Source organism: Mesorhizobium sp. M0410, from assembly GCF_040321435.1.
Taxonomy (GTDB): domain Bacteria; phylum Pseudomonadota; class Alphaproteobacteria; order Rhizobiales; family Rhizobiaceae; genus Mesorhizobium.
In genome coordinates, this window is record NZ_JAMYRN010000016.1 from 64,722 (window position 1) to 85,867 (window position 21,146).

The following is a 21,146-nucleotide window of genomic DNA, read 5'->3' on the forward strand; positions in this document are numbered from 1 at the left end:
ATCAGGTCCAGTCGAAAGCGCTGATGCTCCGATCAAGCGGACTGATGCGATTTGCCAGGCGCGCTCCGATGCCGGTGCCGTCCGTGCCGAAATAGTCAGAGCATGCGCAACAGCGCGCCGCCGATCGAGTAGCCGGCGCCGAACGCGCAGAGCAGGCCGTAGTCGCCGGCCTTCATGTCGGCATGGTTCTCCGACAGGGCGATGATGGCGCCGGCGGCGGCGGTGTTGCCGAGGCGCTCCAGCACCATCGGCGCGCGGTCATGGTCGACCTCATGACCGAAAGATAGTTTCAGGATCATGGCGTTCATCCGCGCATTGGCCTGATGCAGCCAGAAACGCCGGATCGCTTGCGGCGTCAGCCCGTGCTCGGCCAGAAACTCGACGATGAATTTGTGGCCGGCAACGGTGACTTCCTTGAACACCTTGTTGCCGATCTGCTTGATCAGATTGCCTTCCAGATCGATCATGTACGGATCGTCCTGGGTGGCGCGGGTATAATAACCGAGATTGGTGCGGATGCTGTTCGACATCTGCGTCCAGGTACGCGTATCCAGCACCTCGAATCGGCCCGGCCGCTTCTCGCCCTGGGCGAGCCCTTCGGCGACCATCGACACGGAAGCGTCGCCAAAGATGAAATGCGTCTGCCGGTCGCGAAAATTGAGATGGCCGGTGATGATCTCCGGCGTCGACACCAGCACGCGTTTGTGCGCCCCTGCCCGCACCAGGTTGACGGCGATGTGCAACGCGGCCGCCGCCGACGAGCAGCCAAGCCCCATATCGAAACCGGCGCCTTTCGTACCCAGTGCCTGCTGCATCTCGATGGCGATCGCCGGATAGGGCCGCTGATGGTGCGAGGCCGAGCAGATCACCAGGTCGATATCCCCTGGCTTCAGCCCGGCATGATCGAGCGCCTTGCTGGCCGAGGCGATGCCGAATTCGGCCTCCAGCGACAGCGCATCGTCGGGCCGCGCCGGGAAGCGCGGCGCCATGCGGGTCGGGTCGAGGATGCCCTCCCGTTCGATGACATGGCGGGTCTGGACGCCCGAGGCATGGACGATGAAGGCACTGTCCGATTTCTGCAGCAGCGGCTCGCCGGACACCTCGCGGCGGACGTTCTCCATGTCCACCCAGCTGTTGAAGCTGGCGACGAGTTCCTCATTGGTGATCGAAGCCTCGGGGATTTCAACGCCGATGCCGCTGATGATGACGCGATGCATTTTCAGTTCGTCCCGTGCGCAGGCGTTGCGGCTTCATGTCGGCGCCGCAAAAAGCTCGGCGCAACCTCTTTTGCACCTAGCCAGTTTATGCCGGCTTAAATCAAGTCCCTGGAAAGGGTCTAAAAGTTCCTAAGCAGCGCGCCGCGCCACGATGAAGAGACGGGGAAAGCGCAGCAACACCTTGCCGCTTGCCGTTTTCGGATAGGCTTCGCTGATCCTGGCCGCGTAGCGCTTCAGGAAAAGCTGCCGCTCGTCTTCGTCGAGCGGATCGAGGAACGGCTTCAGCCCCGTCGACTTCACCCATTCGACGATCGCCTCGGCATCGGCCAGCGGATGGTTGTAAATCGTGTGCCAGATATCGAGCCGATCCGAGAACGGCGACAGAAGGTCGTAATAGAACGAGACCGGCAGCAGCGGCGCGCGAGCCGCGCGCTCGAGCTTTTCGGTGAACGGCATCTCGGCCGCGGTCTCGCGCATCAGCCGGTGCGAGGGCTCAGCCATGTTGTCCGGCATCTGCACGGCAAGCGCGCCGCCGGGCGCCAAAAATCCCATCAGCCGCTGGAAGACTGCCGGATGCTCCGGCAGCCATTGAAACACCGCATTGGCAAAGATCACGTCGACGGGTTCGGTCGGCTGCCACGCCGCCGCATCCGCCAGCGCAAAGCTGACGCCGGGCAGACGCACTTTGGCCTTCTCGATCATGTCGGGCGAGGTATCGAAGCCGCTGATTTGCGCCTGCGGCCAGCGCGCGACCAGCAATTCGGTCGAATTGCCCGGTCCGCAGCCAATATCGACCACCCGGCGCGGTTCTGGCACCGGCACCTGCACAACGAGATCGCGCGCGGGCCGCGTGCGCTCATCCTCGAATTTCAGGTAGAGGGCGGCGGACCAGTCTTTTCCTGTTTTGAAAGTTAACTTTCCGCCCCGTGAATCTTTCTGTGCCGTCATAACGACTCGCCGCCATGCGTTGATTGACGTTCACGCATATTGCGTAGACCCTTTGACCATGAAAATGGGATTCCAAGAGACTCAAGCAGCATACGACAGCGGTTCGCAAAGCGCGAGAATCTGGACGGAGCGGTGGGCGTCAGAATGGCTGTACTGCCCCAACTGCGGGAATTCGCGCCTGACGCAGTTTCCGGCAAATCTCCCTGTGCCGATTTTTACTGCGATAAGTGCGATGATCAATACGAACTAAAAAGCGCAAAGAAACCGTTCGGCAGAAAACTCGCCAATGGTGCGTATAGCAGAAAAATCGAGCGGCTGAATTCGTCAACGAACCCCAACTTTTTTCTACTCAAATACGATTTTAACCAGCGACTGGTGGAGTCCGTCTGCGTTATCCCAAAACATTTTTTCACGCCAGCAATCGTAGAACGCAGGACGCCGCTCTCCCAAGCAGCACGCCGCGCCGGCTGGATTGGTTCGAATATCCTTCTTAGCCGGGTCCCTGAAGCGGGAAGAATCCACCTTGTCAGAAACGGTGTGATCACCTCGAAAGAAGAGGTTTTGGCAGCTTGGAAGCGAACTGTGTTCCTACGCGATGCGCCCCATGACACCAGGGGATGGCTCGTTGAGGTCATGCGATGTATCGAGTCGATCGGCACAGACGAATTTGACATCGACCAGGCCTACGCATTTGAGCCACAGTTGGCTCTCCTTTACCCGAACAACCAGAATATTAGACCTAAAATCCGTCAACAACTTCAGTTTCTTCGCGACAAGGGATATCTTAGGTTCCTGTCCCGTGGTCGATATCAGGTAGCGCGATAACGCAGGTGATCTACGTCAGATCGTTTTTGGTCAGGTCTAACAATGGCTTGGTATCTCAACAACTACAGATGTTATAAATGTCACAGGTATTGGGCTACTGATTGGTCCTGCGCCTGTGACGACGAGTGTCCATATTGCCAAGCGCGCAATGCGACAGCCATCGATAGCGTCGATCTGACCAACATTGTGGTTCAAGAGAACGACGCGTTTATAGTCCTTAACTCGCCACCGACGGCAGAACACCACCCCGACTACCGGGAAGTTGCGCGGTTCTCTTCAGCCAAACTCGCCGAGGACTTCATAGAGACACTCGACAGAGAATTCTAAACGAGGCGCACGGACTATCTTGTCAGCCGCTTATACGTCATGCGGTGCGGGTTGACGGCTTCCGGCCCGAGTCTACGGATCTTGTCCTGCTCGTAATCCTCGAAATTGCCTTCGAACCATTCGACATGGCTGTCGCCCTCGAAGGCGAGGATGTGCGTTGCCAGGCGGTCGAGGAACATGCGGTCGTGCGAGATGATGACGGCGCAGCCGGCGAAGTTTTCTAGCGCGTCTTCGAGTGCGGCCAGCGTTTCGGTATCGAGATCGTTGGTCGGTTCGTCGAGCAGCAGCACATTGCCGCCGGTCTTCAGCATCTTGGCCAGATGCACGCGGTTGCGCTGGCCGCCGGACAGGTTGCCCACCTTCTGCTGCTGATCGCCGCCGCGAAAGTTGAACGACGCACAATAGGCGCGCGTGTTGGCCTCGAACTTGCCGAGCTTGACCACTTCGGCGCCGCCCGAGATTTCTTCCCAGACGGTCTTGGTCGGGTCGAGCGCGTCGCGGCTCTGGTCGACATAACCGAGCTTGACCGTCTCGCCGACGCGAATGGTGCCGGCGTCCGGCTTTTCCTGGCCGGTGATCATGCGGAACAGCGTCGTCTTGCCGGCGCCGTTCGGGCCGATGACGCCGACGATGCCGCCCGGCGGCAGCTTGAATTCGAGGTCTTCGATCAAAAGCGTGTCGCCAAAGCCCTTCGACAGGCCCTCGACCTCGATCACTACATTGCCGAGCCGCTCGCCATGCGGAATGACGATCTGCGTGTCGCTCGGACGCCGCTTGTCGGCTGCATCCAGCAGATCCTGGAAGGCCTGGATACGGGCCTTCGACTTGGTCTGCCGGGCTTTCGGGCTGGACTGTATCCACTCGCGCTCGCGGCCGATCGCCCGCTGGCGGGCATCGTCCTCGCGGCCTTCCTGCTTGAGCCGCTTGGCCTTGGCTTCGAGATATTTGGTGTAGTTGCCTTCGTACGGGATACCGCGGCCGCGATCGAGCTCGAGGATCCAGCCGGTGACATTGTCGAGGAAGTAGCGGTCGTGGGTGATGATCATCACCGCGCCTGGATAGGCACGCAGATGCTTTTCCAGCCACGCCGTCGTCTCGGCGTCGAGATGGTTGGTCGGCTCGTCGAGCAGCAGCAAATCGGGCTGGCGCAGCAAGAGCTGGCAGAGCGCGACACGGCGGCGCTCGCCGCCCGACAGCTTGGTGACATCGGCCTCCTTGGGCGGACAGCCGAGCGCTTCCATCGCCATCTCGACCTGCTGTTCGAGATCCCAGAGGTTGAGCCGGTCCATCTCGTCCTGCAGCTTGGCCGACTCGTCCGCCGTCTCGTCGGAATAGTTCATCATCAATTCGTTGTAGCGCTCGATGATGGCGGTCTTGGCCGCGACGCCTTCCATGACGTTTTCGAACACGTTCTTGTTCGGATCGAGCGCCGGCTCCTGCGCCAGGTAACCGACGGTAGCACCCTCGGCCAGCCAGGCCTCGCCGCTCCACTCCTTGTCGATGCCGGCCATGATCTTGAGGATCGTCGACTTGCCGGCGCCGTTGGGGCCGAGGATGCCGATCTTGGCGTCCGGGTAGAAGGACAGATGGATGTTCTCGAGCACCTTCTTGGTGCCGTAGGCCTTGTTGAGGCCGGCCATGTGATAGATGAACTGGCGTGCCACGCGCGCTTTCCCTGAAAAGTCGACTGATGTCGGATTGAATGGAAGTTGGGGGCTATGTAAGCGATGCGGCCCCGAACGGCAAACAGTTTTGGCCCCAAGCGGATTTGGTCGCACCCACAAACGCTTAGCCGCTTCATTTCGTGCCGGCACCCAGGCGAAAGCTCCGGTTAACCATTCCGCGTCAAACAATGTTGGATAGGAAATCGCTGGCAGCCGCGATTTCGGGGAGAGAGATCGGGCCGTGTTGAACAGTTTCCTGCTTTTTGCCGAAGCGGTTCTCTATTTCGGCATCATGGTCACGCTTTTCCGGTTCAGGGGCCGCATCGGCCTCGGCGTCTTTGTTTGCGCCCTTGGCGTCATGCATTTCCTGGAAACCTATCTCGCCAGCGTCTTCTACGTCGCGCTGCCGTTCGGCATGGTATCGCCGGGCTCGGCTGTGCTGTTTTCCGGCAAGCTGGTCATGCTTCTGTTGCTCTACATCAAGGAGGACGCGGCGACCGTCCGCCAGCCGATCTACGGCCTGCTGCTCGGCAATGGCCTGATGATCGGGCTCGTGCTGATCCTGCGCCTGCACGACATCGCACCGCTGCCCGACGGCAAGCTTCCCGACATCGGCTTCATCGACGAGATGGGCTGGCTGATGGTGTGGGGCACGACGCTGCTGTTCGTCGACGCCATCCTGATCATCCTGCTCTATGAAAAGCTCGGCAAATATCTGCGCAAGGCGCTTTTCACCCGCATCCTGGTCTCCGTTGCGTGCGTGCTCACCTTCGACCAGGCAGGTTTTTTCACGGCGCTGCATTTCGTCACCGGTGCGCCGGTCGCCGTGTTTTTCGGCGGCTGGTTCGCCAAGATGGCAGCGGCCTTGGTCTACAGCACCATGCTGGTCGCCTATATCAGGTGGTTCGAGGCGCGGCAGGTGCCGGCGCCGCGCGGGCTTTCCGACATTTTCGACACGCTGACCTATCGCGAGCGCTATGAGGCGCTGGTCGAGCATGTCGGTCGCGACGGCCTCACCGGCCTGCTCCACAGGGGGCGCTTCGACAGCGACGGCGAGGCCGCCGTGGCCACCAGCCTGCGGACCGCCAGGCCGCTCAGCCTGCTGATCATCGATGTCGACCACTTCAAATCGATCAACGACCGCTTCGGCCACGCCGAGGGCGACAGGGTGCTGAAAGCCCTGGCAATTTTGCTTGGCGAACTTGTCGGGACCGACGATCAATTGTTCAGGATCGGCGGCGAGGAATTCGCCATCCTCGGCTGGCGTCCGCAGCCGCTCGCCAGACTGCTGGGCGAGACCGTCAGGCAAGCGGTCAAGACGTCCGCGAGCACCAGCCGGTTCGACATTACCGTCAGCGCCGGCATCTCGACGGTCAGCGAGACGACCCGTTGCCTTGCCGATCTCTTCGCGCTGGCCGACCAGCGTCTCTACAAGGCCAAATCCACGGGACGCGATCGCGTTGTCGGCGAACCGGGCGGCAACGAAGCAGACGGGCGCAACACATGGACCAGGCCGGAGCGCAGCGCCGGCGCGTAACGCTACCCTGGCCTGCGATTGGCTCAATCAGGGTTGTTTGCGCCGCTGCCATGCGCCGATCGCAACCGAAACCGCCATCAGCGCGATCGCCAGCCATTTCAACGCGGTAATAATCGGGCCGGCTTCGATGTCGTAGGCAATGAACAGAAGAATGCCCGGTACCAGCAGGCCGCAGAGCACGAGCGTGATCCGGTTGATCTGCCATGACACTTTTGCCGCAAGCGCCTGATCGCCGGGCACGGCGACAAGTGCGGCCCGCATTGCCTTCGGCGCCACCAGCGCGGTCGAAAGACGCAGCGAGATAGGCAGGCCGATGCCGATGATCAGCAAGGCGCATGCCGCCAGGAGCAGCGAAAACTTGAGCGCATTGGTTTCGGCCGGTAGCGGGAACAGCAGCGCCGCCAGCGGCAGGAAGATACAGAATATCCCGAACGCGGCGATGGCGATGAAGATCGCCGCGTTGACCAGCGTGAACAATTGGTACGTGCCGCCGTCGACGGGTTTGGCGAGCGTGGCCATGCGCGCCCACTCCACTTCGGTGTAGGAAAAGCCCGGCCACTCCATATGGCCGTCGCGGGTCGCCGTCATGCCCTTGGCCCAGAACGCCAACCGCGCCAGCGCGCCGCTCGTCACGCCACTCATCGCCACCCCCTGCGAATGATACCCCCCGGGATCATACCATCCCCGGTGCAAAGCGACAGTCGCGTACGGCCTGTTTACTGGAACCCGACGGCATCGACCGCGCCCTTCGGGCAGCCGGCCTTGGCTGTAGGCGCCGAGGCAAGCAGCAGGGCACCGAGCGAAGCGTTGGAAGCGATCGGGCCGGTCAGGCCGAGCGTCAGCTCGCCGATCAGCCGCCTGCCGTTCGAGGGATCGACCACGCAGGAAACGCGGACCCGGTCGCCCGCGCCTTTGCCGAAGGTAACGTCGAAGGTGCTGCGGATCTGATCGGATGTCAGTTGCTTGCCGATGTTCTTGATGAAGAGATCGCGCACCGGCGAAGCGTTCACCGCGCGCATCAGGTTCAAGGCGTCGGAGAAATACTCCTGCTGGCTCTTGCCGTAGCAGGTGCCGTGCTTGATCCACTCGTGCCTTTCGAGTGCGGACGCGGTGCCGGGCATCACCTGGTCGAGTTCCGATCGCGTTTTCGGGTCGAGGGTGACCGGCGGCAAATCCCGCCAGTGTGCCGGATCGTCGTTCGCCTTGTCGCTTGCCGCGACCTGGCAATAGAAATTTCCGTTCGGCTGCGGCCACAATCCATGCAAGGTGAAGTGGGTCGCATCGAAACCGGCGGCGGTCTGCGCCCGGCATTCGGTCTTGCTGGATTTGGTCTCGCAGAAAGCCGGCTGCCAGCTCAGCGCGAAGACATATTCCGGCTTTCCGGACGCCGATGGCTTGTTCGGCTCGGCAGGCGCCGGTGCAGCCGGCATCGTCGACGCGCTGTCGCCCGAAACATGACCGCAGCTGATCTTGACCCAGCGGCGCTCCGGATCGGCGCCCGGCACGCGAATGAGATAGTGCGTGGGCGCGTCCTTGTTGCCGGCCAGCAGATCATAACTCTGACCAGCCGCGGTCGAGACATTGCCGGGATTCTTGGCGCTCTTGATCGCCTGCGTTGCCGGACAGGCGGCATCGGCGACGAAAGAGCCGGTCATCTTCACATCGGCCCGCGCCGCGCTTGCGCCAGCAAACGCAAGAAACACCGTCCCCCATATCGCCCAAATCCGCATTCCGGCACTCCTCGTGATTCACGCCGCAAGCTAGAAACTTGCGACATGTCAGAATTACGATTTCTTTCGCCGGCCGTAAAAACAATCGCCAGCGCATTGAGAGGCTCCCGCGTGGTGGATCAGGATCCGCCCGCCTCCACCCGTTCCGTCAGGGTGCGCAGCAGATCAAGCGAGGCTTTCAGCGCGTCGGCGTCCATACCCTCCGAAATGCGGTTCGCCCAAACATGCTGGCGTGTGCCGATATTCTTGACCGCTGCCCGGCCGGCATCGGTTATCGACAACAGCTTGGCGCGGCGATGCGCCGGGTTGTCGGCGTAGACGGCAAGCCCCTCCGCAGCCAGTATGTCGGCCAGCCGCTGTACACTCTGACGGGCGAGACCCATGTCGCGGGCGATGTCGGCCACAGATTTCGGCTCCTTCAAAACTGCACCCAAAACCTGCCAGCGCGCTGCCGTCAGCCCGGTTGGAGCGGCCAGCCGGTCGGCCGCGTCCAGAAGACTGCCGTTCATCCTGAACACGGCAAGCACCAGTTCGGTGAGCACATTTGCCGCTTCGGTCCTGGTCGTCATTTCTGGCCGGCCTCGATGGTCGCGACGAAATTATTAACGGCTTCGGCTACGACCTCGGGCTTGTCAAGCATCACCCAATGGCCGCTGCCCGCCACGATCTGGCGCGGAATGTCCGTGCGCAGCCGGTGGAGCGCGGCTGGAGTGTCACTGGCCTCGGTAGCCAAAACGAACATAGGCCCGCGATACGCATCGAGTGCCGGCTCCGGGTTCCATTCGGCCAGCGCCTTGCCGACACCTGCCCTCGCCGCCGGATCGACCACTGCCGCATCGGCCAGAACACGCTGGCGAACAGCCGCGTTAGGGCCGGCAATCGACGTGTAATAGGCGTTCAGGACATCACGGCCTTGCGGACCGGCCAGATCGCGGACAAAGCCGTCACGAATCGCCTGCGGCAGCGCACGAGGATCGGTCGCCGGGTCGACGAGCAAGACACCGGCGACCCGGTCGGCATGGCTGGCGGCATAAGCGAGCGCCACGCCACCGCCGCCGCTGTGCGCGACAATGAGAAACCGCTTCAGGCCAAACGCGTCGGCCACGGCACCGACATCCATTGCACGACCGTCATAACCGTAGTCACCGTCCTGCGCCGGCGCGGAGGCGCCATGACCGCGAAAATCGAAGGCTACCGCCTCGCGGCCTTCGACGGAGAGCTGCATCACGCGGTCCCAGTGGGAAGCGCGGCTGCAATCTCCATGCAGGAACATGATCGGCAGGCCATTGCCGGCCTTGATCCTGTAAGTGGCAAGCTGGCCTTGCGGGCCTGGAACAGTGGACGTCATCATGGTCATCTCCCTGGTTTCCTGACTGAAAGCAGCAATCCCTGACAACAGGGTGGCCGTCGTGAAGGCGAAGCCCGCCAGCAAGATTGCACGCCGCGAAATGGCCCCGGTGGTTTTCACAGTCATACCGCCAATCTGCCGCTGACCATTTGACAGTATGCTGTCATGCAATCACATTGACAGCATGCTGTCAATTACGTCGAATGGGCACCTACGTCCCTTGACGTCGATCGCTGCGTCGCCCAACAGTCGCCGACGGGAGCGAGACATGCCATTTGACAAGCAGAGGATGCTGGCATCGCCGACGGGCGCCGAGCTCAACCTTTATGTGAAACACGCCAGCGGCCAACCGCACGCCATTGTCCAGATCAATCACGGGCTGGCCGAGCACGCGGCGCGCTATGCCCGCTTCGCCGATTTCCTCGGCGAGCGCGGCTACCAGGTCTACGCGCACGACCACCGTGGCCACGGCGCCACCAAGGCGCCCGATGCGCCACCGGGCAGGTTCGCCGATGCGGATGGCGGTGCCAAGGTCATCGCCGATGTCGCCGCCGTCCATGATCTCATCGCCAGGGAACAACCTGGCCTGCCGGTCATCGTCTTCGGTCACTCCTTGGGCGCGTCGGTCGCGCTGAACTTTGTCCTCCGCCACTCGCCACGCATCCATGCCGCCGCGATCTGGAACGGCAATTTCTCGGCCGGACTGCTCGGCCAAATCGCGCTGGGCGTGCTTGCCTGGGAAAGGTTCCGGCTTGGCTCAGACGTCCCGTCGCGCATGCTGCCCCGGCTGACGTTCCGGGCCTGGGGCAAGGCAGTGCCCGATCGCCGGACGCCATTCGACTGGCTGTCGCGCGATGCCGCCGAAGTCGAGAAATACATCGCCGACCCGCTCTGCGGCTGGGACGCATCGGTGTCGATGTGGCAGGACATCGTCAAGATGACGCTGCATTGCGGCAGCGACCGCAATTTTTCCGGCGTGCGGCGCGACCTGTTCGTCAATCTGGTCGGAGGCGAGCAAGATCGGGCCTCGGACAGCGGCAAGGCGGTCAGCCATCTTGCCGGCCGGATGCACATGATGGGTTTTTCGAATCTCGTTTCAAAGGTTTACGCCAAAACTCGCCATGAAAGCCTGAACGAGATCAACCGAGACGTCATCATGGAGGATTTTGCCGCCTGGGCCGACCGCGTGCTGAGGGCACAGTGATACTGGCCCATTGCAAGGGCCGTGACAGCGGCGCGCGGGATTGATAGAGGCTGCGCTTTCGACCAACCATGGTGATCCATGACTGAGCCGCCGCTCAAAGGCATCCGCGTCATCGAACTCGCACGCATCCTTGCCGGGCCATGGGCCGGGCAGCTGCTTGCCGACCTCGGCGCCGACGTGATCAAGGTCGAGAGCCCGGACGGCGGCGACGACACCCGCAAATGGGGACCGCCCTTCGTCATCGGCCATGACGGCGAGAACCTTTCAGCCGCTTATTACCATTCCTGCAACCGCGGCAAGCGCTCCATCGCTATTGACTTCTCGACGCCCGAGGGTGCCGAGACGGTGCGCCGGCTGGTCGCGACATCGGATGTGCTGATCGAAAACTTCAAGGTCGGCGGACTGAAGAAATACGGCCTCGATTATGACAGCCTGAGGAAAATCAACCCACGGCTGATCTATTGCTCGATCACCGGTTTTGGCCAGTCGGGGCCGTACGCGCCGCGCGCCGGCTATGATTTCATCATCCAGGGCATGGCCGGCATGATGTCGATCACCGGCGAAGCCGGGCGCGAACCGCAAAAGGCGGGCGTCGCTATATCGGATGTTTTCACCGGGCTTTATTCGGTCATCGCCATCCAGGCGGCGCTTCGCCATGCCGAGAAGACGGGCGAAGGCCAGCATATCGACATGGCGCTCTACGACACCCAGATCTCGACGCTCGGCAACCAGAACCTCAACTACCTCGTCTCCGGACAGTCGCCGGTGCAGATGGGCAATGCGCATATGAACATCGCGCCCTACGAAGTGGTGCCGGTGAAAAATGGCCACATCATCCTGGCGGTCGGCAATGACGGCCAGTTCGCAAAGTTCTGCGCTGCCGTCGGCCTCGACGAGCTGGCGTCGAATCCTGACTTCGCCACCAATCCCGCCCGCGTCGCCAACCGGGCAAAGCTGCGCGAGCACATGATAGAGGCGCTGAAGGCCTTCGATCGCGATCCGCTGCTGGCCAGGCTCGAAGCCGCTGGGGTTCCTGCCAGCCCGATCAATAACATCGGCCAGATGTTTGCCGACCCGCAGACCATAGCGCGCGGCATGCGGCTCGACCTCGATGACGGCCATGGCAATCTCTTGCCCTCGGTGCGGGCGCCGATGGTCATGTCCGGCACGCCGCTGGTCTATGAACGTCCGTCACCGCGTCTCGGCGAACACACCGAAGAAATCCTTGCCGAACTGGAGAGGTCAGGAAAATGAAGACCGGCGGACAACTCATCGTCGATGCGCTCGAAGCCAACGGAACGGACCGTATCTATTGCGTGCCCGGCGAATCCTATCTGGCGGTGCTCGACGCGCTGCACGACTCGCCGATCCGCACCATCGTCTGCCGCCAGGAGGGCGGTGCCGCGATGATGGCCGACTGCCACGGCCGCCTGACCGGCAAGCCCGGCATCTGCTTCGTCACCCGCGGCCCAGGCGCCACCAATGCCTCGGCCGGCATCCACATCGCGATGCAGGATTCGGTCCCCCTGATCCTGTTCATTGGCCAGGTCGCCAGCCACGCCAAGGGGCGCGAGGCTTTTCAGGAAGTCGACTACGTCAGGTTCTTCGGTGATATCGCCAAATGGGTGGTCGAGATCGACGACGCCGCACGCATCCCCGAATTTGTCACGCGGGCCTTTTCGGTGGCGACCTCCGGCCGGCCCGGCCCGGTCGTCATCTCGCTGCCCGAGGACATGCTGACCAGCCTCGCCGAGGCACCGCAAGCCCGGCATTACACCCCTGTCGAGACGCGGCCCGGCGAAGTCGAGCTCGACGCGCTGGAAGTGTTGCTCAACAAGGCAAAGCAGCCCTTCGTCATCCTTGGCGGTACGCGCTGGGATGCGCAGGCTGTTGCCCAGATGCGGACGATAGCCGAAGCCTGGTCGCTGCCGGTCGGCTGCTCCTTCCGCCGCCAGATGCTGTTCGACCATCTCCACCCGAATTATGCCGGCGATGTCGGCATCGGCATCAACCCCAAGGTAGCAACCGCCATCAAGCAGGCCGACCTCGTGCTGCTCATCGGCGGCCGTATGGGCGAGATGCCGTCATCCGACTACACGCTGCTGAAGAGCCCCTACCCCGACCAGACGCTGGTCCATGTCCATGCCGACGCCGGCGAGCTTGGTCGCGTCTACCGGCCGGCGCTGGCGATCAATGCCTCGCCTGCCGCTTTCGTCGAAGCCTTTGCCCGGAGCAAGCCGGCTGCAACGCCGGTGTGGGCGGCTGAGGCAGCGAAGCTGCATTCCGCCTATCTCGACTGGTCAACGCCTCCGGAGAGCGGCCCCGGCGCCGTCCAGATGGGGCCGATCATGAATTATCTCGAAACGATACTGCCGGACGACGCCATCCTCACCAACGGTGCCGGCAACTACGCCACCTGGGTGCATCGTTACCATCGCTTCCGGCGTTTCGGCACGCAGGCAGCACCCACATCCGGCTCGATGGGCTACGGCACGCCGGCGGCGGTCGCCGCCAAGCAGCTCTATCCGGATCGCGACGTGATCGCCTTTGCCGGTGACGGTTGTTTCCTGATGAACGGCCAGGAATTCGCCACCGCCGTGCAATACGCACTGCCGATCATCGTCATCGTCGTCAACAACGGCATCTACGGCACGATCCGGATGCACCAGGAGCGCGAATATCCCGGCCGTGTCGTCGCCACGGATCTGAAGAATCCCGACTTCGCGGCGCTCGCGCGTGCCTATGGCGGTCATGGCGAAACAGTCGAGAAGACCGCCGACTTCGCGCCGGCCTTCGAACGCGCCCGCGCGAGCGGCAAACCGTCGATCGTCGAGATCAGGCTCGATCCCGAGGCAATCACGCCGACGCGGACCATGACCCAGATACGGGACAGGGCCTAAGCGCCAAAGGGATAGGTCGAATTCCCTTCCCAAACTTCAACAGGTTGATACAGCGCTATGATCGCTGCGCTACATCGTCGATGGCGCCTTTTCGATCTGCCCGCGGATCTCGCCATCCGCGTGGGCCGCGGTGTGGATGTTGACGTAGTACTTGCCCGCCTCCAAATCGGTCGCCTGGGCATCGGTCAACGTCGCCGAGCCCTTGATCGGGCTCCTCAGCTTGCCTTCGAACGGTATCACCGGGTCGGCGTTTTCGCCCTTTGCCGCCGGGCCGTGAATGTGTGCGGCCTTCGCCGGCCCGCTGAGGCCGGAATATCTCACTGTCCAGCTGAGTTTCTTGGTTGTGGTGTTGAACCTGAGCGTGGCGGTGCCCTTGCCCTTCGTTGTGACGGGCGGGCTCTGCTGAGCACCATCGAGCGTCGCAGTCATCTTTATGGTTTCGGCCAGGGCCGGTGAAGCAGAGAAGATGGCTGCAGAAATGGCCAGCGCCGAAAGCATCGGCGTGAAGGACTGGATGCGCATGGAAACCTCCGTTGTGACACCCTTGAGGCGGATGCACCGGCACAACGATTTTGCGAGCGGATGTTTCCGCCGGTAACGTTCATTTTACATCCCACTAAAAAGGGGCGGTCGCCCGCCCCTTTTCCGCTACAAGCCAGTTTGACAGCCCTATTTGATGGCCTTGTCGGTGATCGCCGTCGTGTAGGCGCCGGTAGGCTCCTTGCTGATGATCTTCTGGTCGAGCAGCGCCTTGGCGGTGCGCTCGTAGGTCGCCGGATCGAGCTTGCCATCGGCATTGTCGATCAGCTTGGCGACTTCGCCCATCATGCGTTTCTGGTGATTCTCGTCCTGGCCGCCATTGTCCATGACGATGCCGGCCGCTTCGTCGGAATTGTCGACGGCGTATTTCCAACCCTTCATCGAAGCGCGCACGAAACGCACCATCTTGTCCTCGAAGGCCGGATCCTTGAGCTTGTCCTCCAGGGCATAGAGCCCGTCTTCGAGCAGATCGTTGCCCATGGCGGAATAGTTGAAGACGGTCAGCTCTTCCGGCTTGTAGCCGGCGTCGATGAGCTGCCAGTACTCGTTATAGGTCATCACCGAAATGCAATCCGCCTGCTTCTGGATCAGCGGCTGCACGTCAAAGCTCTGCTTGAGCACGGTGACGCCGTCCGGCCCGCCATCGGTCTTGAGGCCAAGCTTGTTCATCCAGGCATAGAACGGATACTCGTTGCCGAAGAACCAGACGCCGAGCGTGTGGCCCTTGAAGTCGGCTTCTGTCTTGACCGGCCCGTCCTTCGGGCAGACCAGCTCCATACCGGCTTTCTTGAACGGCTGGGCGATGTTGACCAGCGGCACGCCCTTTTCGCGGGCAGCCAGCGCGCCGCCCATCCAGTCGACGATAACGTCGGCACCGCCGCCGGCGATGACCTGCTCCGGCGCAATATCAGGACCGCCGGGCTTGATCTCGACGTCGAGGCCTTCGGCCTCATAGAAGCCCTTGTCCTTGGCGACATAATAGCCGGCAAACTGGGCCTGCGTGACCCATTTCAGCTGCAGCGTCACCTTGTCCGCGGCCATCGCCTGGAACGCGGCAAGCGACATCGCGCCGGCCAGCATCGAAACAACTAGTCTTTTCATGTTTTTACCCTCTGAAGTTAGCGCCCTAAACCCACCGCCCCTATCCACCACGGACAGAGGGATGCCAAAACGTGATTGCTCTCTCGAAAAAAGCGACCACGCCATAAAAGACCGAACCCGCAAGTGCTGCAACTGCGATTTCGGCCCACACCATGTCGATGTTCATCCGGCCGACTTCCGTCGAAATGCGGAACCCCATGCCGACCACCGGGGTGCCGAAGAACTCGGCGACGATGGCGCCGATCAGCGCCAGCGTCGAATTGATCTTCAACGCATTGAAGATGAAGGGCGCGGCCGCCGGCAGCCGCAGCTTGAACAGCGTCTGCCAATAGCTCGAGGCATAGGTGCGCATCAGGTCGCGCTCCATATGGCCGGAGGCGGCAAGCCCGGCGACGGTGTTCACCAGCATCGGGAAGAAGGTCATGATGATGACCACCGCTGCCTTCGACTGCCAGTCGAAGCCGAACCACATGACCATGATCGGCGCGACGCCGATGATCGGCAGCGCCGATACCATATTGCCGATCGGCAAAAGCCCGCGCCGCAGGAACGGCACGCGGTCGGCGGCGATGGCAACGAGGAAGCCGGCGCTGCTCCCCACCACATAGCCGAAGATGACCGCCTTGAAGATGGTCTGCCTGACATCGGCCCCCAGCACCGGCAGCGAGCCGACGATGCGGGCACCGATGGCGCTTGGCGGCGGCAGCAGGATGAAGGGAATGCCGGCACCACGCGTCACCGCTTCCCAGATGATCAGGATCCAGGCGCCGAAGATGGCCGGAATGATCAGGCGCAGGGCGGTTGACGCCCAGCGCGATATCGGGCGAAACGACGACAAGACCGTGACGCAGCGCCAGGCCAAAAACCACGCGGCGGCGAGCAGCAGATAGAAGGATGCGCGAGCGCTGCCCTCATTGCCGGTTATGCCGGCGAGCAGCATCCACGCCGCGCCATGCGCGCCAAGGAACAGCAACATCACCCCGATCATCGGTGGAAAGTTGTCGGCCTCGATTGCCACGAGCAGCAGAATGAAAATCGAAAGCGTAGTCGCCATGCCGTAACCGGGCGTAGCACTGACGAGCGGCAAAACAAGCAGCGCGCCGACAAACAGGACAAGCGCGGCATACCCCTGCCAGGATCGAGGCGTGATTGAGGAAAGGCTCAGGAGCGAGCTCATGCCGGCCTCCCGCCCATGGCGCGGTCGACAAGGCGCCCGGCAATGCCGACCAGCATAACCAGCAGCGCCGCGACCACCGACCCGGCAACCAGCGCCGACCAGATGTCGATGGTCTGGCTGTAATAGGCACCGGCGAGCAGTTTGGCGCCGATGCCGGCGACGGCGCCGGTCGGCAGCTCGCCGACGATGGCGCCGACCAGGCTGGCGGCCACCGCCACCTTCATCGAGGTGAACAGGAACGGCACCGAGGCCGGCACCCGCAATTTCCAGAAGGTCTGCGAAGGACTGGCATTATAGGTGTGCATCAGGTCGAGATGGGTAAGCTCGGGCGAGCGAAGCCCCTTCACCATGCCGACCGCCACCGGGAAGAAGGACAGATAGGTCGAGATCAGTGCCTTCGGGATCAGCCCGGTGATGCCGACAGCCGCCAGCACAACGATGATCATCGGTGCCACCGCCAGGATCGGAATGGTCTGCGACGCGATGATCCACGGCATCAGGCTGCGGTCGAGCGTCGCCACATGCACGATGCCGACGGCGATGACGATGCCGAGCGCCGTGCCGAAGGCAAAGCCGAGCAGCGTCGACGACAGCGTCACCCAGGCATTGTAGACAAGGCTGCGGTTCGAGGTGATGCTGCGCAGAAAGGTGTTTTCGAAAAAATTCACTGCCACCTGATGCGGCGCCGGCAGCGTCGGCTTCGGCTGCGCCAGCGTCTTGCCGATGAATTCCACAATACCCGGTGTCTGATTGGCGCGGCGGTCGAGATCGCGCTGGAACGGCGTGTTGAGGATGACAGCCATAACGTACCAGACGACGACGACGCCCAGGAGGATCGAGGTCACCGGAACGATCTTGTCGCGAAACGAGTCCATTCTAGCAGGCCTCGCCGGGTAAGCGCCCTCCTCTCCCCAACGGGGAGAGGGTGGCTGGAGCGAAGCGGAGGCCGGGCACTTTCGCCCCGGCATTCGTTTCTTTCGAAGGGCGGAGCAGCCGCGAAGCGGCGTGCGTAAAGGGCGCCCCCAACCACCCCTTCGTCATCCTAGGGCGCAGCGAGGAGCGAAGCGACGCGGCGCAGACCCAAGGATCCATTCCGTTACCTTCCCGTTCCGAAGCGGTGCTGAAAATAGCTCCCTCTCTGGAAGGAACGGCGCTTGCGCTGGCTTGCCCGGCGCTTATTCTCGACCGCTTGCGCGTTTCGGCCGACGTCACGGCATGGATCCTAGGCTCTGCGCACGCCGCTTCGCGGCGGCTCCGCCCTAGGATGACGAATGCACGGTTAGCGCCTCCCTCGCGAGGGCGATGCACCTCCGAACGCGCAAGCCCGTTCCGCGCCGCCTCAATCATCATAGCTGTGCCCTGCTCTCAGCCCGTCGCGCACCCGTGCGGCGATCGCCAGGAACTCCGGTGTCTCGCGGATGTCGAGCGGCCGCTTCTTCGGTAGCGTGGAGTCTATGACGTCGCTGACGCGGCCGGGGCGCGGCGACATGACCACGATGCGCGTCGACAGATAGACCGCCTCGGGGATCGAATGGGTGACGAAGCAGATGGTCTTGTTGGTCCGTTCCCAAAGCTCCAGCAGCTGTTCGTTGAGATGGTCGCGCACGATCTCGTCCAGCGCACCGAACGGTTCGTCCATCAGCAGAAGGTCGGCATCGAAAGCGAGCGCCCGTGCGATCGAGGCGCGCTGCTGCATGCCGCCCGACAGCTGCCAGGGATATTTCTTCTCGAAGCCCGAGAGGTTGACGAGATCGAGCGTGCGCTTGATGCGCGCCGCCTGCTCGGCCCTGGACAGGCCCATGATCTCCAGCGGCAGCGCCACATTGCGCTCGATCGTGCGCCACGGATAAAGTGCGGCCGCCTGAAAGACATAGCCATAGGCGCGGCTCTGGCGCGCCTGCTCGGGCGTCATGCCGTTGACGGAGATGGCTCCCGATGTCGGCTTCTCCAGATCGGCGATCACGCGCAGCAAAGTTGTCTTGCCGCAGCCGGAGGGCCCGATGAAGGACACGAATTCGCCCTTGCCGATGGTCAGGTCGACATTAGACAGCGCCTGCACCGGACCATCGTTCGTCTGGAAGGTCAGGCCAAGCTTGCTTGCCGAAACAACGGCTGGCGATACTCCCGTCATCGGCCGTAGCCTGTCGCTTCCGGCCACTGCGGCGCCGGCCGGAATCCCATTGATTTTACCCCGATGTTGCTTTCCACTCGCCCAGTCCTACTCGCCCCAGTTCGACGCGCCCTTGTCCCATCAGATAGACGCCCGGAGTTGCCCCGATGTCGCCCAAACCGACGTGCCATCTTATCCGCCCTGAAAGCTCTTATGAAGGCAAACAGGGCCTGAGTTATTTCGCCGGCATCGCCGCCGAAACAGTCGGCTCGTCCGGCATCTGCATGCATCTGCTGACCATGCCGCCGGGTGCCCGCGCCAAGGCGCATTTGCACGAAAACCATGAAACCGCGATCTATGTGCTCTCCGGCGAAGTCCATACCTGGTATGGCGACCGGCTTGAACAGCATATCGTGGTCAAGGCCGGCGATCTTTTCTACATTCCGGCCGGCGTGCCGCATCTGCCGGCCAATCTGAGCGACAGCCCCGCCTCGGCGGTCATTGCCCGCACCGATCCCAACGAACAGGAAAGCGTCGTCCTGCTGCCGGCACTGGACGGGTTGGTCGCCTGAAGCCGGCATCGAGGCGGCGGCCGTCATCGGCACCGTCACGAACATGATTTCAGCGGCCCTATCTCATCAAGGCCGGGGATGGTCACGAAGAAACCGTCCTCTCGTTTGTTGACGACCTTGACGACATCCGTGGTCGTCCCCTCCTCGCCCTCGGCGAAACAGGTGGAGTTCAACAACTGGGTGCCAGGCATCGTCGTCAATCGCTGTGCGAACTCGCAGCCGCTGCCATAGGTTTCGACGCCGTCGGCGGTCAGCACGACATAATCGTCGCTGTCCTGATAACCGAGCCGTACGCCGGCGCAACCGACCTCATTGCCATAGGAACCGGCAAGGACGTCAGCCGCCGCCGGCCCGGCGGCAAGGATCACCGCGGCCAGTGAGATAATCACACCGTGGCTCGCCAAGCTCAAACGCCCGTCGCCGGGATGCCTGTACGTTCCACCTTGCGCGGCGCGGAAATCTCCTTCCAGGTCGACAGTGCCCGGTTGACCGCCGCGTTGGGCTCGCGAGCGACGAACTCGCCATGGCCGGGCTTTGCCTTGACTTCGTTTTCCTCGATCGACAGTTCGCCGCGCGAGAAGACGAAGCGCGGCAGGCCGGTCACCTCGAAACCTTCGAAGACGTTGTAGTCGATCACCGACTGCTGCTTCTTGGCCGTGATCTTCTTCTTGCGCTTCGGGTCCCAGACGAGGATGTCGGCGTCCGCGCCTTCGACGATGGCGCCCTTCTTCGGGTACATGTTGAGTATCTTGGCGATGTTGGTCGAGGTCACCGCGACGAACTCGTTCATCGTCAGCCGGCCGGTGTTGACGCCGGTCGTCCACAGCACCGGCAAACGATCCTCGAGCCCGCCGGTGCCATTCGGAATCTTGGTGAAGTCGCCGACGCCGTTGCGCTTCTGTTTGGTGGTGAAGGCACAATGGTCGGTCGCCACCACTTGCAGCGACCCGGCCTGCAGGCCGGCCCACAGCGAATCCTGGTGCCATTTGTTGCGGAAGGGCGGGCTCATGACACGGCGCGCCGCATGGTCCCAGTCCTTGTTGAAATACTCGCTCTCGTCCAGCGTGAGATGCTGGATCAGCGGCTCGCCGAACACCCGCATGCCTTTCTGCCGCGCGCGGCGGATGGCCTCGTGCGCCTGCTCGCAGGAGACATGCACGACATACAGCGGCACGCCAGCCATGTCGGCGATCATGATGGCGCGGTTGGTCGCCTCGCCTTCCACTTCCGGCGGGCGCGAATAGGCGTGCCCCTCCGGGCCGTTGTTGCCCGCCGCCAGCAGCTTCTGCGACAGGGCGGCCACCACGTCGCCATTCTCGGCATGGACCAGCGGCAGCGCGCCAAGATCGGCGCAGCGCTGGAACGACGAATAGAGCTCGTCGTCGTCGACCATCAGCGCGCCCTTGTAGGCCATGAAATGCTTGAACGAGGTAATGCCCCTGTCGACGACGGTGGCCATTTCGTCGAACACCTGCTTGCCCCACCAGGTGATCGCCATGTGGAAGGAATAATCGCAGGACGCCTTCGAGGTCTTGTTGTCCCACATCTGCAGGGCCTCGAGCAGCGATTGCTGCGGCGACGGCAGGCAGAAATCGACGACCATCGTCGTGCCGCCGGCAAGGGCCGCGCGGGTGCCGGATTCGAAGTCATCGGCCGAATAGGTGCCCATGAACGGCATTTCGAGATGGGTGTGCGGATCGATGCCGCCCGGCATCACATAGCAGCCGCTGGCGTCGAACTCATGGTCGCCGTGAAGATTGGAACCGATGGCGACGATCTTGCCGTGCTGCATCAGCACATCGGCCTTCCAGGTGCGGTCGGCTGTGACGATGGTGCCGTTTCGGATGACTTTGGTCATTTTCTTGTTCCCTTGTTCTCTCGCGCTTCTTGTGAGCGTCTTGTTGGTGTTACAGGTGGGGTCAGGACCAACGGGGCTGTAAATGGCC

At 62.4% G+C, this 21,146-nt stretch carries 20 protein-coding genes and 1 pseudogene; 7 read left to right on the forward strand and 14 right to left on the reverse strand.

The annotated features are described in order from the left end of the window. Positions 1 to 95: 95 nt before the first annotated feature. Positions 96 to 1,217: a beta-ketoacyl-ACP synthase III gene (locus NKI63_RS22405; RefSeq protein WP_352823302.1), complete on the reverse strand. Its 1,122-nt coding sequence runs from the start codon at positions 1,215 to 1,217 to the stop codon at positions 96 to 98. Positions 1,218 to 1,346: 129 nt separating this feature from the next. Beyond that, entirely contained in the window at positions 1,347 to 2,165 is an 819-nt protein-coding gene (gene tam, locus NKI63_RS22410) for a trans-aconitate 2-methyltransferase (protein ID WP_352687549.1), read from the reverse strand. Between the two features lie 64 nt (positions 2,166 to 2,229). Between tam and NKI63_RS22415 the strand changes: the two are divergent. Then, positions 2,230 to 2,702 (forward strand): annotated as a pseudogene (locus NKI63_RS22415) (DpnI domain-containing protein); the annotation flags it as partial. Between the two features lie 96 nt (positions 2,703 to 2,798). After that, positions 2,799 to 2,990 (forward strand): hypothetical protein, encoded by a 192-nt coding sequence (locus NKI63_RS22420; protein ID WP_352505668.1) that lies wholly within the window; start codon positions 2,799 to 2,801, stop codon positions 2,988 to 2,990. Positions 2,991 to 3,331: 341 nt separating this feature from the next. Here NKI63_RS22420 and ettA read toward each other — a convergent pair whose 3' ends face one another. Beyond that, a complete protein-coding gene (gene ettA / locus NKI63_RS22425) occupies positions 3,332 to 4,981 on the reverse strand; it encodes an energy-dependent translational throttle protein EttA (protein WP_352505574.1) in 1,650 nt (549 codons plus the stop codon). Between the two features lie 241 nt (positions 4,982 to 5,222). Between ettA and NKI63_RS22430 the strand changes: the two genes are divergently transcribed. Further along, the gene (locus tag NKI63_RS22430) at positions 5,223 to 6,518 is read left to right on the forward strand and encodes a GGDEF domain-containing protein (RefSeq protein ID WP_352505573.1); all 1,296 of its coding nucleotides are present in this window, start codon (positions 5,223 to 5,225) and stop codon (positions 6,516 to 6,518) included. A gap of 27 nt (positions 6,519 to 6,545) precedes the next feature. On the opposite strand, the gene NKI63_RS22435 is transcribed toward NKI63_RS22430, so the two are convergent. The 4 genes from NKI63_RS22435 to NKI63_RS22450 form a co-directional block, all read right to left on the reverse strand. After that, the gene (locus NKI63_RS22435) at positions 6,546 to 7,160 is read right to left on the reverse strand and encodes a hypothetical protein (protein WP_352505572.1); all 615 of its coding nucleotides are present in this window, start codon (positions 7,158 to 7,160) and stop codon (positions 6,546 to 6,548) included. Positions 7,161 to 7,234: 74 nt separating this feature from the next. Beyond that, the gene (locus NKI63_RS22440) at positions 7,235 to 8,248 is read right to left on the reverse strand and encodes a ribonuclease T2 (protein WP_352505571.1); all 1,014 of its coding nucleotides are present in this window, start codon (positions 8,246 to 8,248) and stop codon (positions 7,235 to 7,237) included. 119 nt (positions 8,249 to 8,367) lie between these two features. Further along, positions 8,368 to 8,817 (reverse strand): MarR family winged helix-turn-helix transcriptional regulator, encoded by a 450-nt coding sequence (locus NKI63_RS22445; RefSeq protein ID WP_352505570.1) that lies wholly within the window; start codon positions 8,815 to 8,817, stop codon positions 8,368 to 8,370. Then, entirely contained in the window at positions 8,814 to 9,599 is a 786-nt protein-coding gene (locus NKI63_RS22450) for an alpha/beta fold hydrolase (protein ID WP_352505569.1), read from the reverse strand. The genes NKI63_RS22445 and NKI63_RS22450 overlap by 4 nt, the downstream gene beginning before the upstream one ends. Before the next feature lie 265 nt (positions 9,600 to 9,864). Between NKI63_RS22450 and NKI63_RS22455 the strand changes: the two genes are divergently transcribed. From NKI63_RS22455 to NKI63_RS22465, 3 genes are all read left to right on the forward strand, one after another. After that, complete coding sequence (locus NKI63_RS22455; RefSeq protein WP_352505568.1) at positions 9,865 to 10,800, forward strand: alpha/beta fold hydrolase; 936 nt, start codon at positions 9,865 to 9,867, stop codon at positions 10,798 to 10,800. 78 nt (positions 10,801 to 10,878) lie between these two features. Next, on the forward strand, positions 10,879 to 12,054 hold the full coding sequence (locus NKI63_RS22460; RefSeq protein ID WP_352505567.1) for a CaiB/BaiF CoA transferase family protein: 1,176 nt from the start codon (positions 10,879 to 10,881) through the stop codon (positions 12,052 to 12,054). Further along, positions 12,051 to 13,700 carry a thiamine pyrophosphate-binding protein gene (locus NKI63_RS22465; RefSeq protein ID WP_352823308.1) on the forward strand — a complete coding sequence of 550 codons (1,650 nt, stop codon included), beginning with the start codon at positions 12,051 to 12,053 and terminating at the stop codon, positions 13,698 to 13,700. Before NKI63_RS22460 ends, NKI63_RS22465 begins: the two co-directional genes overlap by 4 nt. A gap of 69 nt (positions 13,701 to 13,769) precedes the next feature. On the opposite strand, the gene NKI63_RS22470 is transcribed toward NKI63_RS22465, so the two are convergent. From NKI63_RS22470 to NKI63_RS22490, 5 genes are all read right to left on the reverse strand, one after another. After that, on the reverse strand, positions 13,770 to 14,222 hold the full coding sequence (locus NKI63_RS22470; RefSeq protein WP_254819028.1) for a CHRD domain-containing protein: 453 nt from the start codon (positions 14,220 to 14,222) through the stop codon (positions 13,770 to 13,772). A gap of 147 nt (positions 14,223 to 14,369) precedes the next feature. Continuing rightward, positions 14,370 to 15,341, reverse strand: a complete 972-nt coding sequence (locus tag NKI63_RS22475) for an ABC transporter substrate-binding protein (protein ID WP_254819029.1) — start codon at positions 15,339 to 15,341, stop codon at positions 14,370 to 14,372. Positions 15,342 to 15,381: 40 nt separating this feature from the next. Then, entirely contained in the window at positions 15,382 to 16,518 is a 1,137-nt protein-coding gene (locus NKI63_RS22480) for an ABC transporter permease (RefSeq protein ID WP_352740440.1), read from the reverse strand. Beyond that, the gene (locus NKI63_RS22485) at positions 16,515 to 17,393 is read right to left on the reverse strand and encodes an ABC transporter permease (RefSeq protein WP_254819031.1); all 879 of its coding nucleotides are present in this window, start codon (positions 17,391 to 17,393) and stop codon (positions 16,515 to 16,517) included. Before NKI63_RS22485 ends, NKI63_RS22480 begins: the two co-directional genes overlap by 4 nt. A 464-nt stretch (positions 17,394 to 17,857) precedes the next feature. Next, a complete protein-coding gene (locus tag NKI63_RS22490; protein ID WP_352823311.1) occupies positions 17,858 to 18,649 on the reverse strand; it encodes an ABC transporter ATP-binding protein in 792 nt (263 codons plus the stop codon). A gap of 146 nt (positions 18,650 to 18,795) precedes the next feature. Between NKI63_RS22490 and NKI63_RS22495 the strand changes: the two genes are divergently transcribed. After that, entirely contained in the window at positions 18,796 to 19,200 is a 405-nt protein-coding gene (locus tag NKI63_RS22495) for a cupin domain-containing protein (protein ID WP_254819033.1), read from the forward strand. 35 nt (positions 19,201 to 19,235) lie between these two features. Here NKI63_RS22495 and NKI63_RS22500 read toward each other — a convergent pair whose 3' ends face one another. Continuing rightward, positions 19,236 to 19,589, reverse strand: a complete 354-nt coding sequence (locus NKI63_RS22500) for a hypothetical protein (RefSeq protein WP_352823314.1) — start codon at positions 19,587 to 19,589, stop codon at positions 19,236 to 19,238. Positions 19,590 to 19,606: 17 nt separating this feature from the next. Further along, positions 19,607 to 21,058, reverse strand: coding sequence for a dihydropyrimidinase (hydA, locus tag NKI63_RS22505; RefSeq protein ID WP_352823317.1), 1,452 nt, complete (start codon positions 21,056 to 21,058; stop codon positions 19,607 to 19,609). Positions 21,059 to 21,146 lie beyond the last annotated feature (88 nt).

Bases quoted from the DNA above. Each gene is read 5' to 3' on its own strand.
- NKI63_RS22405 (WP_352823302.1), bottom strand. From the start codon at position 1,217: ATGCATCGCGTCATCATCAGCGGCATCGGCGTTGAAATCCCCGAGGCT.
- tam (WP_352687549.1), bottom strand. From the start codon at position 2,165: ATGACGGCACAGAAAGATTCACGGGGCGGAAAGTTAACTTTCAAAACA.
- NKI63_RS22420 (WP_352505668.1), top strand. From the start codon at position 2,799: ATGCGATGTATCGAGTCGATCGGCACAGACGAATTTGACATCGACCAG.
- NKI63_RS22435 (WP_352505572.1), bottom strand. From the start codon at position 7,160: ATGAGTGGCGTGACGAGCGGCGCGCTGGCGCGGTTGGCGTTCTGGGCC.
- NKI63_RS22440 (WP_352505571.1), bottom strand. From the start codon at position 8,248: ATGCGGATTTGGGCGATATGGGGGACGGTGTTTCTTGCGTTTGCTGGC.
- NKI63_RS22445 (WP_352505570.1), bottom strand. From the start codon at position 8,817: ATGACGACCAGGACCGAAGCGGCAAATGTGCTCACCGAACTGGTGCTT.
- NKI63_RS22450 (WP_352505569.1), bottom strand. From the start codon at position 9,599: ATGATGACGTCCACTGTTCCAGGCCCGCAAGGCCAGCTTGCCACTTAC.
- NKI63_RS22455 (WP_352505568.1), top strand. From the start codon at position 9,865: ATGCCATTTGACAAGCAGAGGATGCTGGCATCGCCGACGGGCGCCGAG.
- NKI63_RS22460 (WP_352505567.1), top strand. From the start codon at position 10,879: ATGACTGAGCCGCCGCTCAAAGGCATCCGCGTCATCGAACTCGCACGC.
- NKI63_RS22465 (WP_352823308.1), top strand. From the start codon at position 12,051: ATGAAGACCGGCGGACAACTCATCGTCGATGCGCTCGAAGCCAACGGA.
- NKI63_RS22470 (WP_254819028.1), bottom strand. From the start codon at position 14,222: ATGCGCATCCAGTCCTTCACGCCGATGCTTTCGGCGCTGGCCATTTCT.
- NKI63_RS22475 (WP_254819029.1), bottom strand. From the start codon at position 15,341: ATGAAAAGACTAGTTGTTTCGATGCTGGCCGGCGCGATGTCGCTTGCC.
- NKI63_RS22480 (WP_352740440.1), bottom strand. From the start codon at position 16,518: ATGAGCTCGCTCCTGAGCCTTTCCTCAATCACGCCTCGATCCTGGCAG.
- NKI63_RS22485 (WP_254819031.1), bottom strand. From the start codon at position 17,393: ATGGACTCGTTTCGCGACAAGATCGTTCCGGTGACCTCGATCCTCCTG.
- NKI63_RS22490 (WP_352823311.1), bottom strand. From the start codon at position 18,649: ATGACGGGAGTATCGCCAGCCGTTGTTTCGGCAAGCAAGCTTGGCCTG.
- NKI63_RS22495 (WP_254819033.1), top strand. From the start codon at position 18,796: ATGTCGCCCAAACCGACGTGCCATCTTATCCGCCCTGAAAGCTCTTAT.
- hydA (WP_352823317.1), bottom strand. From the start codon at position 21,058: ATGACCAAAGTCATCCGAAACGGCACCATCGTCACAGCCGACCGCACC.